This is a genomic window from Streptomyces sp. NBC_00986 (assembly GCF_045162565.1).
In the GTDB taxonomy this organism is placed as follows: domain Bacteria; phylum Actinomycetota; class Actinomycetes; order Streptomycetales; family Streptomycetaceae; genus Streptomyces.
Genome location: NZ_CP108733.1, coordinates 320,222 through 335,138, shown reverse-complemented (window position 1 = coordinate 335,138; position 14,917 = coordinate 320,222). Strand labels below are relative to the sequence as shown.

Genomic DNA, 14,917 nt, shown 5'->3' with positions numbered 1-14,917 from the left:
ATCACACAACGTCACCCGCAGCCCAATAACGGATTACGAGAAGGGAGAATCTTCAGGCTATGCGCCGTGCGTGCGCAGCTGGTGTTCGTAGGCGAAGATCACGACCTGGACCCGGTCGCGGAGCTGCAGTTTGGTGAGGATGCGGGTGATGTGGGTCTTGACGGTGGCTTCGGTCAGGAAGAGACGTTCGGCTATCTCCGCGTTGGACAGGCCGGCGGCGATGAGGTGGAACACGTCCCTTTCGCGGGCCGTCAGTCGGGCGAAGAGTGCGCCTGCGTCGTCTGCGCGGGGCCACGGGGCGATCTGGGCGAAGCGGTCGACGAGACCGCGGGTGATGCGCGGGGTGAGGACGGCGTCGCCGGAGGCCACGGCTCGGATCGCTGCCTGGAGCACGGCCGGGACGACGTCCTTGAGGAGGAATCCACAGGCTCCGGCGCGGAGGCCCTCGAAGGCGTACTCGTCGAGGTCGAAGGTGGTGAGGATGAGGACGCGGGACGCTGTGTGGGAGGTGATGCGCCGGGTCGCTTCGATGCCGTCCACGACCGGCATGCGTACGTCCATGAGCACCACGTCCGGCAGCGTGCGCCGCGTGAGGTCGACCGCCTCCTCCCCGTTGGCGGCTTCGCCGACGACAGTGATGTCCGGCATCGTGTCGAGGAGGCTGCGGAACGCCATGCGGATGAGCGCCTGGTCGTCGGCGAGGAGGACCGAGACCGTCATCGCGGTTCCCCCAGCTTCAGCTCGCCCGAGACGACCCACCCTGACGCGGTGGGCCCCGCCCGGAGGGCACCGTCGAACATCGCGACCCGTTCCCGCATCCCGGTCAACCCGTTGCCGGCATGTCCTTCGGAGCCGGTCCCGGGGGCCGGTCTGCCGTCGTCGGTGACACTGAAGGCGACCAGGTCACCGCAGCATTGCAGGACGACATCCACTGTCGACGCGTCCCGCGCGTGCTTGACGACATTCGTGAGCGACTCCTGCAGGATCCGGAAGAGCGTCGTCTGTGCCTCCGCGCTCAGGGTCTCCGGGCTGCCGGTCTCGGTCAGCCGGACGTCCAGGCCGGTGCCGCGGGTCTCGTCCACCAGGGCCTTGAGCGAGCCGAGGTCGGGCTGAGGGGCGCGGTCGCCACCGTCATCGGCCCGCAGGACACCGAGGAGGCGGCGCATTCCGGCAAGGGACTGTCGGCCGGTCGACGCCGCCTGGAGCATCTTCCCGCGAGCGCCCTCCGGATCGACCCCCGTGGTCGCCGCCGCGGCCTCGGAGAGGGCTACGACGACCACCAGACCGTGGGCGACGATGTCGTGCATCTCCCGCGCGATCCGGGCGCGTTCGGCCGCCGCGGCGAGCTGCGCCTGCTGGGCGCGCTCCTGTTCCAGGCGTTGCGCGCGGTCCTCGATGGAGGCGAGGTAGCGGCGCTGGGCCCGCACGGTGGTGCCGAGGAAGAACGCCGCGGCGGCCAGCCCACTGAGGATCACGAAGGCGTCGTTGATGCTTCCGGCCGGGGCGAACCGCACCGCGACCAGGACGACACCCAGCTCGACGGCCGCCGCGGCGGGAAGCGAGTGTCGCAGGCCGCGGTGGGCGGAAACGGTGTAGAGCGCGACGAGCACCGCGAATTCGGAGAACGAGACCGTGTCGAGCGCCCACGTCGCCAGTGCCACGGCCCAGCAGAACCAGAACACGACGACCGGTGCCCGGCGGCGCAGCACGAGGGGACAGATCACCGCGATCGCCAGTACCCAGTTCAGTGCTCCGGACCGGTTGTAGAGCAACTCGTGCGACGCGGCGACAGCGCACAGGACGGGTGGCCCGAGCAGCAGTACGAGGGAGAGCGGCGGGTGGTCCCGGAACAGTCGGTGCGCCGGCTGGAGGTGCTTCACCCCGCCGACATTACGGAAGGGCGGTCCCAGCGACATCAATCGAAGGTCTTACATCCGCCGGAAAGTGACCACCATCGTTGGATGTGTTGGTCCCGGGGTCACTTCTAGCTTCACGATATGAGAACACGACCAGCGACCATGGCCATGAAGGTGCCGGAGATCACCCTCATCTTCTGGATCGCGAAACTCTGCACCACCGGATTCGGCGAGTCCTTCTCGGACTACGTCTTCTTCAACGACTACATCGGACAGCATGTGGCCATGCTCATGGGCCTCGGCCTGCTCCTCGTATGCCTGGCCGTACAGTTCGCCACCACCAAATACACCCCGTGGGCCTACTGGCTCGCGGTGACGGCCGTGAGCATCTTCGGGACGATGTCGGCGGACTTCCTGAACAAGGATCTGGGGATGCCGCTCTACGCCTCCACGCTGATGCTGGTGGCCGTCCAGACCGCCGTCTTCGCCGCCTGGTACGCGACCCAACGCACCCTGGACGTGCACAGCATCAACAACCGTCTGCGGGAACTGTTCTACTGGCTGACCGTCCTGTGCACCTTCGCTCTGGGAACAGCCGCGGGTGACTTCGCCGCCGTGACCCTGGGACTCGGCACCTTGACCTCGTCCTTCGTTTTCCTGGGGATCATTCTGATACCGGCAGTCGGCTATCGCTGGTTCCGTCTCAACGAAGTCCTCGCATTCTGGTTCGCCTACACCATCACCCGCCCCCTGGGCGCCTCCGTCGCGGACTGGCTTTCCGTACCAGCCCCTTATGGGGACGGACTTCAATTGGGCACCGGACCCATCAGCCTCGTCCTTGGGATTCTCCTCGCGGGAGTCGTCGGAATGATCGGATCACGACACCGCCGGGCTGATTCCCTGGAAGCGGCTCCTATGAGCTCATAACAGGATCTTGTTGAGGTGCCCTGGTTGGGCGTGACCGATGTGACGATTCGGCCGTTCGGGAGGGTGCCAGTACTCGGCCGTGGATCGTGGATGACGACTTGTGGATGCCGATCGAGCCGCTGTTGCCCCCGTGGCCGGAGAAGTCGCCGGGGCCGCAGCCGGTGGCGGACCGGCTGTGTCCGCAGGGCATCCTGTACGTGCTCCACAACGACATAGCCTGGCAACTCCTGCCGCTGGAGCTGGGGTTAGGCTCCGGGCAGACCTGCTGGCGACGCCTGGAGCGGTGGCAGCAGGCCGGAGTCTTCGACCAGCTGCACCGCATCCTGCTCGCCGAACTCAACGCGGCCGGCGAACTCGACTGGTCCCGCGCATGCGTGGACGGCTCCCACATCCGCGCGAAAAAGGGGGAACCGATACCGGTCCGTCGCCGGTCGACCGGCGGAAGACAGGCAGCAAACACCACCTGATCTGCGACGGACGCGGCACCCCGCTCAAGGTCATCACCACCGGGGCCAACGTCAACGACGTCACCCAGACCCAGACCCTGGCCCTCGTCGACGGCATCCCGCCCGTGGCCGGACGGCCCGGCCGACCGCGGCGCCGCCCCGACTCGCTGCTCGGCGACAAGGGCTACGACTCCAACCCCAACCGGCATGAACTGCGCAAACGCCGGATCCTGCCGGTCATCTCCCGCAAGGGCACCCCGAACATCAAGGGCCTGGGCAAACCCCGCTACGTCGTCGAGCAGACCTTCGCCCTGCTCCACCAGCTTCAAACGCCTCGCCGTCCGCTGGGAACGCCGAACCGAACTCCACGACGCCTTCGTCTCGTTGGCCTGCAGCCTCATCTGCTGGAGACGCCTCAAGAAACACCGATCATGATCGTGTTACAAGCTCTTCGGAATCGCCCTGCGGAAGGAGATTTCAAACCGTTTCATGCCGCGTTGGCCGAAGACGGCGCTTCCTTGGCCCACTGCCCGATGTGTCAGAGCCCCGCTCAGCTTCCACACAGAGAACGGGCCGGAATACCCGAAAGTACCCCGGCCCCGCCAGTACGACGCGATCTCAGCTATGGACTGTCTGTTTGACGCCATCCTTGTCGGTGATACTGACGGAAACGCGCCACCGCGTCCGCTTGTCGGCCTCGATCTTGACCGTACCGCCGAACTTCCGGCCATCCAGGTCTTTCGCCTTCATCGAGGCACCATAGGTGGCACTGTCGTCACACACTTCGATCCCGGCGCCCAGCGCTGTCCCATTACTGACCTTCAGACCACCCGAGGGGCCGAGACAGTCATACCGCACGGACAATGCGGCAATCCGGTCCGCAGCCACGGGCAGCTTCACCGTCCCCGGACCCAGCCGACCCGGCGTCTTTGCACCCTTGTCGGAATTGTCCGGATCGGACACCAGTGCCGCCTTCGAGGCACTCGGCGAAGGCGGCGTACTCTTCCCGCCGCTGCATCCGGACACCACAACGGCGGACACCACCAGCAGAACGATCCCAGCGCTGCGGGTCAGCTTGTCCCGTGCCACGTCTCGCGGCCGTTGTAGACCAGGTGCGCCGTTCCCTTTTCCAGCACCTTCGTGCTGCAGTTGGGCTCGGTAATGTTGTAGTTCCACTTCGTGTACCTGGCCTTCACCCCGGCGTGCAGGTAACCGTGCCTCATCGTCTTCGGCACCTGCCACGACCACGTGTACGTAGAGCTGTTCGTCCACTGCCAGGCGAAATGGTAGTTGAACTCAGCCGGCGCCTTGCCGAACACCATCTTCGCTTCGCCGAGTTCGGCGAGCAGGATGCGGTGCAGCTGGTCGAAGACTCCGGCCTGCTGCCACCGCTCCAGGCGTCGCCAGCAGGTCTGCCCGGAGCACGACTGCGGGAGTTGGCGTTGCTGGTCGCCGCTCGCCACTTCGACGCGCAGCACTCGTGGAACGCGCACCTGGCCAAGGCGGTTGACGCCGGGGTGGACCCGGCCGCGCTGGAACGCCTGGCCCGCGGAGAGGAGCCGCGGTTCAGCAGCCCGGACGAGGAAGTCCTCCACCGCTTCGCGTCCGAGGCGCTTGAGGGGCACTTCGTCGGCGACGAGACCTCGCCGCCGGACTTGAGCACTTCGGGGAGCCCGGACTGGTCGACCTGGTCGCCGCCCTGGGGACCTTCTCGATGTTCGCGATGGCCCTGAACGTCTTTCAGGTGGACCTGCAGGCCGACCACGATCCGCCGTTCCCGGACATCAAGGGATTCCGCCGGATGTAGCGGGGCGGCAGACGAGTCGAGCTGTACGCCGCGTACAGCCTGGCTTTGATCTGGATGCGTGGATCCGGCCCTTGTGCGTTCTTGTCCTGGACGAGGTTGCGGCGTATGCCTCGTATGTTCATCAGCGGGAGTTCGCGCTGCAGAGCGGGGCGGACACGGTCGGATTGCTGAAGCCGGTGGCGCCCCGTACGCGCCGATCCCGAGGTGCGCTGTGGGCGGCTTTCCCGTTGGGGATCGTGGTCTCGCCGGCGGCGAATATCGCGGCGGCACCCGCTCTGGAGTGGAAGCCGATCCTTGTTGCCGGATTGCCTCCCGTCGCCTTGTTGCTGTCGGTGGAACTCCTTGTGCATCGCTCCGTTGCAGGAGGACGGTGATCCGTCGCTGCCGCGGGCTCGCATGGTCGATGCCCGGCACCGGGGGTTGCACCGACGACCCGTCTCGGCCGAGACGCTGCGAAAGGAACTGCGCATCGGCGCGGGACGACCGAGACAGCTGGCCGCGCTTGTACGGGGGAGCCGAAGTGGCAGCGATGAGACAGAAGTGTTCCGTAATCGGGCAAATGAACCCAAGAGGCGGCGTTCGGAGTGAGCCTTGGCTACGACGGCGCCGGGCTGGAAGACATTGACGGCGATCAGCCCGACGGCCAGGGCGGCCAGCCTGGAAGTAGAGCAGGGATTTGAGGCCGACCCTACGGCCGCGACGCAGGCTGTCGACACCGCCGATGCCTGCCACGATGGTGAGGAAGACGATCGGTGTGATGAGCGTCTTGATGGCGGACGCGAAGGCGGTGCCGACCGGCTCCGGGGCGACGGCGCCACCGGGCCAGAGCCAGCCGGTCAGGATGCCGCAGACGATCGGGCCAGGACCTAGAAGACATTTGCTTGTACCAGGGCTTGGCGGCTGGCGTGGTAGAGGACGGGCAGGGACGCGGTTGCCGCCACGGCGTTTCTCCTCGTCGAGGAGCGTGGACGCAGCCGGGACGTGGGGCGGCCCTCCAGGTGTGAAGGCCGGTGGGGAGGGTGCGGCTCGGTGGCGGACAGATGCGGGTGTCCGGTGATCGGTGCGGGACGGTCGTCCCGCACCGGGCAGGCCGGGGTGGGCGCCGACACCGGGATCTCCACGTCGGAGGTCTACCGGATCTGTAAGGACCTTGACACCGAGGTCGCGCTGTTCAGCGACCGGCCGCTGTCACACACCGTCTTCCCCTCGTCTTCCTGGACGCCGCCTACTGCTAGGTACAGGTGAACCACCGGGTGGTGAGCCAGTCTGTGGTCATGGCTGTTCTTCGTCCTGCTGTCTCGATGAGGCGGCGTCGAGCGCGGTCCACACCAGTGCCGTGGCCGCGTCGAGCAGTGCCTTCTCGGCGGCCTCGCCGACGCAGTGCGCGGCGAATTCGCGCTGGTGGTTGAGGGCGGGTAGTGAGTCGATCCCGATGTAGGGGTGGATGGCCGGGACGACTTGGGAGACGTTGCCCATGTCGGTGGATGCCCGGTTCATGCGTGCAGCGGCGCTGCCGTCCTGGAAGCGGCGGCCGAGTCTCTCGGCGTTGCGGCGGTAGGCGGACAGGGCACGTTCGGCGGTACGGAACTCCGCGTACGGCTTGCTCTCCGCGGTGATCGCGAGTTGGCACCCGGTGGCCAGCGCGCCTGCCTCGAAGCAGCGCCGTATCCGGGGCTCGATGTCGGTGAGCTCGGCGAGTGTGCCGGCCCGGACGTACCAGCGGCCCTCGGTGTGTTCGGCGATGGCGTTGGGTGCCTCGCCGCCGTTGGTCACCACGCCATGGACGCGTACGGTCGGGGGCAGTTGCTGGCGGAGCAGGGCGATCGCGACCTGTGCCACGGTGAAGGCGTCGGCGGCGTTGACGCCTTGTTCGGGGTACGCCGCCGCATGGGCGGCCTTCCCCCGGTAGGCGACGTGCGAGTGGGAGACGGCATAGGGTTCGGCCGCTGCTACGTCGACGGGTGCCGGGTGCGCCATCATGGCGAGATCGAGTCCGGCGAAGGCTCCCCGGTCGAGCAGTTCGATCTTGCCTCCGCCTCCTTCTTCCGCGGGGGTGCCGTAGACCTCGATGGTCAGCCCTGCTTCGTCGGCGAGCGGTGCGAGTGCGAGTGCGAGACCGACCCTGGTGGCGTGACGACGACCAACACCTACGACGCCCTCGACGACCTGACCGCGCAGAGCGCCACCGGTGCCGAAGCGGCCACGGCCGACCGACACTTCACCTACTCCCTGGACGGTTACCTGGTGGCCTCGGCGGTCGGCGGCACCTGGGAGTACTACGCCACCAACGCGCTCGGCGACCTCCTCACCACCTCAGGCCAGGCGGGCAGTTCGTCTTTCACCTACGACGCCGACGAGAACCCGGCCACCCGCACCGACGCCTCCGGCACCAGCACCTACACCTACGACACGGACGGCCGCCTGGGCACCGACACGGACGCGTCGACCGGCACGACCCTGACCTACCAGTACAACTCCCTCTCCCAGCCCCAGTCGGTGACCTTCGGCGCCTCGGGCGACGTCCGCAACTTCGGCTACGACTCCCTGCACCGCTTGACCTCCGACACCCTGACTACCGCCTCCGGTACCAAGGTCGCGTCGGTCGGCTACGACTGGGACAAGAACGACAACCTGACCTCCAAGACCACTACGGGTGTCCAGGGTGCCTCCACGAACGCGTACGTCTACGACTACGCGAACCGCCTCACGTCCTGGACCTCGGGCTCCACGACCACCGGCTACACCTACGACGCCGACGGCAACCGCCTGACCGCAGGTCCCACGACGTACACCTACAACGCGCGGGATCAGCTGACGTCCGACGGCACGCTCAACTACAGCTACACGGCCCGCGGCACCCTCTCCGCCAAGGGCTCCACGGCGTACACCTTCGATGCCTACGGCCAGCAGGCCACGACAGGCGCGACGACGTACACCTACGACGCGCTGGGCCGTGCGATCACCGTCGGCTCCACCACCCTCACCTACTCCGGCACCGACAACACGGTCGCCTCCGACGGCGCGAGCACCTACAGCCGCGACCCGTCGGGTGCCCTGACCGGCGAGTCCTCGGCGACCGGCGCCACCCTGGCCTGGACCGACCTGCACACCGACGTCATCGGCCAGTTCACGGCGAGTGGCACCACACTCACCGCCTCCGCGAGCTACGACCCCTGGGGCACCACGACCGCCTCCACCCTCACGGGCAGCGCCGGCTACCAGAGCGAGTACACCGACCCCGCCACCGGCAACGTCAACATGCACGCCCGCTGGTACAGCCCTGCCGCAGGCGGCTTCGACTCGGCGGACACGTTCGACAACACGGCGGTCGGAGACAGCGTCAACGCCAACCACTTCACGTATGCGAACGACGCACCCCTCGTCGGCACCGATCCGTCCGGTCATTTCGTCAATCCCAATGAAGGAGGCGGCGAAGGGGGGGACGGCGAATTCGGCGAGAGCGAAGGCGAATCCGCAGCCGAAAAGAGAGCGCGGGAGCGAGAGGAGGCCGAAGAGGAGCAGGAGGAGTACGCGACGGAGCAGGAGGAGTCGCTGGAGGAGGCCAAGCGCTCCAACTCCCATGCCGAGGAACGGGAAGAAGAGGCCCGCGCCGAGGGCGAGGAGGGGGAGTCGACCTCCCGCGGCCGTGGATCGTCATCCGGCTCCTCGAACGGGTCCCGTTCCTACCGCGGTTCGAACACGACCACGCAACGCGAGTCCGCCGAGCAGGCAGCCGAAGAACGCGCCGCCGCCGCGCGGGCAGCAGCGGCCCGTCGAGCGGCGGTCAGAGCCCACGCTGAGAAGATCACGTACAGCATCGGCCGCGGCACCCTGACCATCCGCTCCGGCACCGGATCCGTCGCCGTCGCGCCAACCGTCGGGATCAACATCAGCAACTCGGTCCTCAACGCCGCCTCCGCCATCGCGGCCGGCCTGACCACCGCCGCCGTGTGCGTGTCCACCGGCGGCTGCACCGGAGACGACGATGACGAGGGGCGCAGGAGTTCGTGCGATGCGACACCCTTGATCGACGGGGGGCGGATCTACGGCGGTCTTGAGGAATACACGGACCACCAGGGGAACAAGGGATGCAGGGCGACCGGCGCCATCGCATTCCTCACCAAGAGCGATCGCAGGTCGCGCACCGGAGCGGGTGGCCTGCCGAAGTGCTCCGAATGCGATCCCTCCGTCGATCCGGACGGAATGGAAGAGATCAGGGCAGGAGGAGGAGATCCGCAGGCTGGTCACCTGATAGGTTATTGGGGCAAGGGTACCGGTCAGGATGTCCGAAACCTGGTGGCTTTGAATGCCAGGGCGAACGCCCGGATGGCGAGCAAGGTGGAAGCCTTCGGGTGGAAGTCCCTGAATAAGAACAACAGCCTGTTCATGTCCGTCGTTCCCCTATACGGAGACACTCACTCGGCCGTTCCTTCGACTATCCAAGTGGGAATGACCGTGTACGGACCCGGGGGAGGGATCGTGGACAGTTATTCATGCACTGCGATCAACTCCAAGACCGGCATCGGCTCGAAATGCTAAAGAGGTCTAGTGGTGGCAACATTCGCAGAGATCCGAGCCTTGCTGGGCGAACCCAGATTCAACTGGACGGATCCGGCGCCATGGATTGAAATGAAACGGGAGTTCGGAATCGAATTCCCGGCGGACTTCCGTGAGATCCTGGATGCCTACGGTTCGGTCCAGATCAACAATCAACTGTATCTGAAGCACCCCGCCGGCCATCTTCTGCACAACCTGGGAGAATTGATCAGGGGGGATCTTGAGCTCTGGCGCGAGGAAGACATGGTGGAGTACCTGCCCAGTCCGGCAGGGGCGAACCCCGGTGAGTTGATGCCGGTCGCGTTGGCCAAGACGGGGGAATGGGTTTTCCTCCGCGTCCCGGACGGCTCCTCGTCACCCTGGCGCGTCGTGGTGGCGGAGCTCGACAGTCCGGCCTGGACACTGCATGAGATGACGTTCGGCGAATGGTTGGTGGCTTACCTCAGGGGCGAGGACGTGACGGTGTGTTCTCGCAACTTCGCTCCCGATCGCCCGTTCTTCGAATCGCTGAGCTGAACCGCGGATACCGGCAGACCAGATCGACCTCGACAAGGACGATGACCTTGAAGGCTTCTGATCGTGCCCACCGCCCGACTCGTGGGTGCCGGTGGGCCGTTCTCGGCGCGGGTGCCGCGGTGCTGCCGGCGGTGGCCGGTGTCGTGGCGCTGCTCCTGCCCTCGGAATCCGGCGATGGTGCGACGCCGCCCGCGCCGGTGTCGCACGTCGACACAGCCACCCGGGCCTGCCTTCTGTCGTCCACCGACACCGACCCGACGGGCACCTGGGTGGCGATGCAGAACATGGCAAGGGCGAGCCGCACGAACGTGGTGGTGCAGCGCTACCGCCTGCCCGTGTCGGGGAAGGCAGCCGCCTACGTCAACACCCTCGTTCAGCTGCGCTGCTCCACGATCGTCACCACCGGCGCCACGGCGCGCTCCGCCGTAGCATCCCGGCTGGCCGACGGACACATTCCGCACGTCCGCTTCGTGGTCGTTGCTGGCCAGCCGGTGTCGGGTGCGACGCATCTGAGCCCCGACTCGGTGAGCACATCGGCCCTGACTCGGGCGGTCTTGCGCTGAGCGGCGCGCACAGGTACGTCACCTCGCGGACGCCCGCGAGCTGCTGCTGCTGCTCGCGCCGGACGTCTCCCCTGGATCTGGTACAGGGTTTCAACTTGTGATTTAACGTCCTGGCATGAGCGGTGCGCACCCTTCTCGGTGGCCGGTCCGGTCAGGATTCGTTGTGTCAGTTCGTGTTGTCGATGACGCTGCGGGCTGCGAGGCGGAAGTTCTTGACTGCTTGGTAGAGGATTCGCTCTCGTTCGGCAGCAAGGGCGGTGTCCTCGCCTTTGCGGGTGCTGTCTCCCGCGTGAGCGTTCTCGGTCATCCGCCGCATGATGTGGGAGAGATCGCTGGAGGCGTGGGTGACTCGTGCGGCGACTTCCGCGAGGGAAGCCGGTCCTTCGAGGATGACGACTTCGGTAGCGCGGTGGACCTCGCGGGCCAGGGCGATGAAGCGGCGTAGCTTCTCGTCGACGTCTGCTAGGTCGGGGTTGTCTGAACGCAGTGCGTCGAGGATGGCGTCCATGGCGATGTCGCGGTCATGGAGCGCGCTGAGATAGCCGGCGTATGCGTCGCGGCGATGCTGACGGCGCCACTGATCATGCTGCGCTCGTGCCTGTGCCCGGCCGCTCACGATCGCGGCGGCGAGAGTGGCGATAGAGCCGACAGCGGCGCCCAACAGCGCGGCAAGTCCTGCGTCCATGGGCCCAGTCTGCCGTTGTTGTCGTTCATCCAGTGCGCCGGGGTTTGGTGCCGACCTTGTGGTGGGCGGGTCGGCTGTATGCCTCGCGGGTGGCAAGGACTCTGCCCACGTCATGACGGGTGGCTTGGCGGCGGTTCTTCGAACCCGGGGGCCGACCTGGTCCGGGCCGGGACGGTTTCGGTGCACCGGTTGGCGACCCGGTCTTCGCGTGCAGGTTTCTGAAGCCTCTGCGGACGCGGGCTGGTGTCAGTCTGTTCGGTTCGGCCGGCCTTTCCCAAGGTCGCCGCAGGTCGGTGGCCAGTGGGCGGGCGAGCCGGAGCTGGGCATAGGCGGCGATCACCAACCACGTCCACCGGTCGGCCGCTTCCGAGTCGTGGAGCCGGGGCTTGGTCCAGCCGAGTGTCTGCTTGAACAGGCGAAACGTGTGCTCGATGTCGAAGCGTCGGAGGAAGGACTGCCAGCATCGGTCGACATCTGCTTCGGTAGCACCGGTGCCGACCACCACAGCCAGACCGGCTTGTTGACCCCGCCGCTGGGCAGTTTCTCCACGGCCAGGCGGATGACGGTGCCCTCGATGATGGGCAGTGGTCCGTCGTGGTCAAGCCATGCCGCCCGGCGGGTCAGGCGCGGGTGCAGCCGGTCCCATGCCCGCGCGGTCGCCTTCCCATAGAGCCGCGTGTCCGTGGCCGTCACGACCTGCTCGGTGCCCCAGGTTGCCGGGTCGCCGCAGATGAACTCGCCACCGTGCTTGGGCGGCCGACCACCTTTGGGGTCGTAGACCCGCGGCGGTGTCGGCCGCCGCATCACGCGGTCCGAACGGAGCCGCCCAACTATGTCGACAGGCAGCCCCGCCGGCAAGTGGGCGATACGCGGAGCGTCGTATCCCGCGTCCAGCACGACCAGGATCTCCGGGTCACCCGGCCGCCACTGGCCGGCCGCCACCAGCCGCTCGACGACCTCGCGGACCTGCACGGAGGTCACCGCGGCGACATCGGCGCCGGGCTCCAGGCGGACCGCGTCCAGCACCGCCGTCCAGGACGTGCGGCCGGCCTCCAGCGCGGCCACCACCGAGTACGGCCAGCCCGGGACCATCTGATGCTTGGCCTCGCCCCGGCCGAATGTGTGGCAAAAGGACCGGTCAGCACATGTGTTGGCGTCCGGCCGCAGCCACGGCGAGACATCCACAGCCAGCACCAGCCGACCATCGGCCGCCCTCGGCAACGGCATCCCGACCAGGGCACGACGCAACCTTGCGACATCGATCCGCCCCTGGTTCAGTCCGCCGTACAGAGCCCCGTGACCACGACGGTGTTCAGGCACGAGCGCGAGATCAACCAGCGTCCGCACCGGGCCGTCCGTGCACAACAGCGCGTCGCACAACTCGAACAACGCGTCGCCCCGCGCAGTCAGACACGCGTACAGCTCCGACCGGAAGTGCGACACTTCCGCGAACGCATCCCGCAGGACGCCTTGATGCACCAAACTCACGACCACGGCCTTCGCGCTGATCCACTCTGAGACGGAGCACAGGATCAGACGGGGGCCGCCCTCACGTCCGCTGGACTGCGAAAACGCCTACCAAGTTCGAGCCGTGTTCGACACCGGACCATAAATGACAAGCTCAGATCTGGTTCTGCCCGCCGTCGACGTAGATGTTCGCGCCGACGATGTAGCTGCTCTGTCCGGAAGCCAGGAACGCCACGGCGGCCGCGACCTCCTCAGGACGCCCTATGCGGCCCTTGGCCACGGTCGCGGCGACATTCTCCTTGACGGCGGACAGTGTCTCCTCGCCACCGAGAATACTGGCGAGCCCGGGAGTCTCGACCCCGCCCGGCGACACCGCGTTGACCCTGATGCCCCGGCCTTTGAGTTCGTTGGACCATGTCCGCGCGAACGACCGGACGGCGGCCTTGGACGCCGCGTACGCACCGAACGCCTCCATGCCGTTGTCGGCAGCTGTGGAGGAGGTCAGGATGACCGAGGCACCGTCATTGAGCAGCGGGAGCGCCTTCTGCACGGTGAACAGAGTGCCCCGGACGTTGACCCCGAAGGTCTGGTCGAAGTGGTCTTCGGTGGTCTGCTCCAGCGTGACGAACGCACCGACCGCCGCGTTCGCGACGAGCACGTCCAGTCCCTGTCCCCGGGCCCGGACCGCGTCGTAGAGCCGGTCCAGGTCGGCTGCCTCGGAGATGTCGCCGACCACCGCGGTGGCCCTGGATGTTCCGATGGTCTCGATGGCGGCGTCCAACTCGGTCTTGCGCCGGCCTGTGATGAACACGTGCGCGCCCTCGTCTGCCAGACGTGCGGCGGTGGCCAGACCGATTCCGGTGCTGCCGCCGGTGACCACAGCCGTCCTGCCCTCAAGCTGTCCCATGCGAGTGTCTCCATATCCCTCTGTGTTGACCTGCTTCGACAGCCATACTTCAGGAGCACCCCGGTACGGTGCATCATGTGTAGTCCTTATTTCTTTACGTATCGTCCAGAAAGGAGGAGGGTGTGCTCGGCTCCAGCGATCCGATCGCCGACGCCATCGGTCTTCTGCGCCCTCGCACCGTGATCGACCCCGGTCTCCATGCGGCAGGACCGTGGGCCCTGCGCTTCGATCAGTCCTCGCATGTCAAGCTTGGTATCGTCGCGCGCGGCACGTGCTGGCTGACCCTTGACGGGCACAAGCCCGTACTGCTGGAAGAGGGCGACTTCTACCTGCTGGGCAACCCCCCGCCCTACGTCCTGGCCAGCACGCTCACCGCACCATCGCGCCCCGCGAAGCCGGTGTGGGGGAGCGCCAGGGACGGTGTGGTACGCATCGGCCCGGAGGCTGAGGAAGACACGTACCTCTGCGGCGGGCACTTCTCGTTCGAGGACACGAACACCCCAGCCCTGACCCAAGTCCTACCGCTGCTCGTGCTTGTCCGTGCCGCAGATCCCCGCGGCAAGCTCCTGGCACACCTCAGCGAGCTCCTGGTCTCCGAGACCAGAAGCGCCGCCGCCGGCAGCTCTCTCGTCCTGAACCACCTCGCACAGGTCCTATTCGTCCACATGCTGCGCGCCCACGCCGAACAGGCCGATCAGCCCACCGGCTGGCTGGGAGCGCTCAACGACGACGGCATCGGTGCCGCACTTCGCGCCATGCACACCGACGCGGCACACCCCTGGACACTCAAAGAGCTGGCCGCTATCAGCCACATGTCACGTTCCGCGTTCGCCTCATCCTTCAAGGGCCAGGTCGGAACCACCCCGCTGGACTATCTGATCCAGTGGAGAATGAGCCTCGCTCGCGACGCCCTGAGCCGCGGCACACGAACGATCTCCGAACTCGCGTTCACGATCGGCTACAAATCCGAAAGCGCGTTCAGCACCGCATTCCGCCGCGTGGTCGGTTCCTCACCCAAACAATTCCGCGAAACATCAACCTGCGCGGTCAACGGCCGTCCGGATCAGGGCCACTGACCCCGTACCGCGACAAGTACCCGTTCTCGAAGCCCATGGTCAGGGATCGAAATCAGGTTCTCAGGCCTGCTGCCCTGGCTGTTGGGAGGCGCCGTGCTGCCGGCAGGAGC

At 66.9% G+C, this 14,917-nt stretch carries 11 protein-coding genes and 5 pseudogenes; 7 read left to right on the top strand and 9 right to left on the bottom strand.

The window, feature by feature from the left end; translation table 11 throughout:
- Positions 1-57: 57 nt before the first annotated feature.
- Positions 58-720, bottom strand: a complete 663-nt coding sequence (locus OG504_RS01370; protein ID WP_405987975.1) for a response regulator — start codon at positions 718-720, stop codon at positions 58-60.
- On the bottom strand, positions 717-1,880 hold the full coding sequence (locus tag OG504_RS01365; RefSeq protein ID WP_405987974.1) for a sensor histidine kinase: 1,164 nt from the start codon (positions 1,878-1,880) through the stop codon (positions 717-719). The genes OG504_RS01370 and OG504_RS01365 overlap by 4 nt, the downstream gene beginning before the upstream one ends.
- A gap of 117 nt (positions 1,881-1,997) precedes the next feature.
- Between OG504_RS01365 and OG504_RS01360 the strand changes: the two genes are divergently transcribed.
- Positions 1,998-2,783 carry a hypothetical protein gene (locus OG504_RS01360; protein ID WP_405987973.1) on the top strand — a complete coding sequence of 262 codons (786 nt, stop codon included), beginning with the start codon at positions 1,998-2,000 and terminating at the stop codon, positions 2,781-2,783.
- A gap of 83 nt (positions 2,784-2,866) precedes the next feature.
- Positions 2,867-3,664 (top strand): annotated as a pseudogene (locus tag OG504_RS01355) (IS5 family transposase).
- A gap of 183 nt (positions 3,665-3,847) precedes the next feature.
- Here OG504_RS01355 and OG504_RS01350 read toward each other — a convergent pair.
- The 3 genes and pseudogenes from OG504_RS01350 to OG504_RS01340 form a co-directional block, all read right to left on the bottom strand.
- Positions 3,848-4,318, bottom strand: a complete 471-nt coding sequence (locus OG504_RS01350; protein ID WP_405987972.1) for a hypothetical protein — start codon at positions 4,316-4,318, stop codon at positions 3,848-3,850.
- A gap of 236 nt (positions 4,319-4,554) precedes the next feature.
- Positions 4,555-4,650, bottom strand: a pseudogene (locus OG504_RS01345) (IS5/IS1182 family transposase); the annotation flags it as partial.
- Between the two features lie 1,106 nt (positions 4,651-5,756).
- A pseudogene (locus OG504_RS01340) lies at positions 5,757-5,876 on the bottom strand (hypothetical protein); the annotation flags it as partial.
- A gap of 255 nt (positions 5,877-6,131) precedes the next feature.
- Between OG504_RS01340 and OG504_RS01335 the strand changes: the two are divergent.
- Positions 6,132-6,268: pseudogene (locus OG504_RS01335) on the top strand (transposase); the annotation flags it as partial.
- Positions 6,269-6,308: 40 nt separating this feature from the next.
- Here OG504_RS01335 and OG504_RS01330 read toward each other — a convergent pair.
- The gene (locus tag OG504_RS01330) at positions 6,309-7,253 is read right to left on the bottom strand and encodes a peptidase dimerization domain-containing protein (RefSeq protein ID WP_405987971.1); all 945 of its coding nucleotides are present in this window, start codon (positions 7,251-7,253) and stop codon (positions 6,309-6,311) included.
- On the opposite strand from OG504_RS01330, the gene OG504_RS01325 reads away from it, so the two are divergent.
- The 3 genes from OG504_RS01325 to OG504_RS01315 are packed head-to-tail and all read left to right on the top strand — an operon-like array spanning position 7,167 to position 10,672.
- Positions 7,167-9,575, top strand: coding sequence for an RHS repeat-associated core domain-containing protein (locus tag OG504_RS01325; RefSeq protein ID WP_405987970.1), 2,409 nt, complete (start codon positions 7,167-7,169; stop codon positions 9,573-9,575). The two genes, OG504_RS01330 and OG504_RS01325, sit on opposite strands and share 87 nt — an antisense overlap.
- 12 nt (positions 9,576-9,587) lie before the next feature.
- The gene (locus OG504_RS01320) at positions 9,588-10,109 is read left to right on the top strand and encodes an SMI1/KNR4 family protein (protein WP_405987969.1); all 522 of its coding nucleotides are present in this window, start codon (positions 9,588-9,590) and stop codon (positions 10,107-10,109) included.
- Between the two features lie 47 nt (positions 10,110-10,156).
- Positions 10,157-10,672 (top strand): hypothetical protein, encoded by a 516-nt coding sequence (locus OG504_RS01315; RefSeq protein WP_405987968.1) that lies wholly within the window; start codon positions 10,157-10,159, stop codon positions 10,670-10,672.
- Between the two features lie 166 nt (positions 10,673-10,838).
- Here OG504_RS01315 and OG504_RS01310 read toward each other — a convergent pair whose 3' ends face one another.
- The 3 genes and pseudogenes from OG504_RS01310 to OG504_RS01300 all read right to left on the bottom strand — a co-directional run bounded on the left by OG504_RS01310 (position 10,839) and on the right by OG504_RS01300 (position 13,731).
- Positions 10,839-11,357 carry a proline dehydrogenase gene (locus OG504_RS01310; protein ID WP_405987967.1) on the bottom strand — a complete coding sequence of 173 codons (519 nt, stop codon included), beginning with the start codon at positions 11,355-11,357 and terminating at the stop codon, positions 10,839-10,841.
- Positions 11,358-11,382: 25 nt separating this feature from the next.
- Positions 11,383-12,845: pseudogene (locus OG504_RS01305) on the bottom strand (NF041680 family putative transposase).
- 133 nt (positions 12,846-12,978) lie between these two features.
- Positions 12,979-13,731 carry an SDR family NAD(P)-dependent oxidoreductase gene (locus OG504_RS01300; protein ID WP_405987966.1) on the bottom strand — a complete coding sequence of 251 codons (753 nt, stop codon included), beginning with the start codon at positions 13,729-13,731 and terminating at the stop codon, positions 12,979-12,981.
- 122 nt (positions 13,732-13,853) lie between these two features.
- On the opposite strand from OG504_RS01300, the gene OG504_RS01295 reads away from it, so the two are divergent.
- Positions 13,854-14,807 (top strand): AraC family transcriptional regulator, encoded by a 954-nt coding sequence (locus OG504_RS01295; RefSeq protein WP_405987965.1) that lies wholly within the window; start codon positions 13,854-13,856, stop codon positions 14,805-14,807.
- Positions 14,808-14,917: the final 110 nt, after the last annotated feature.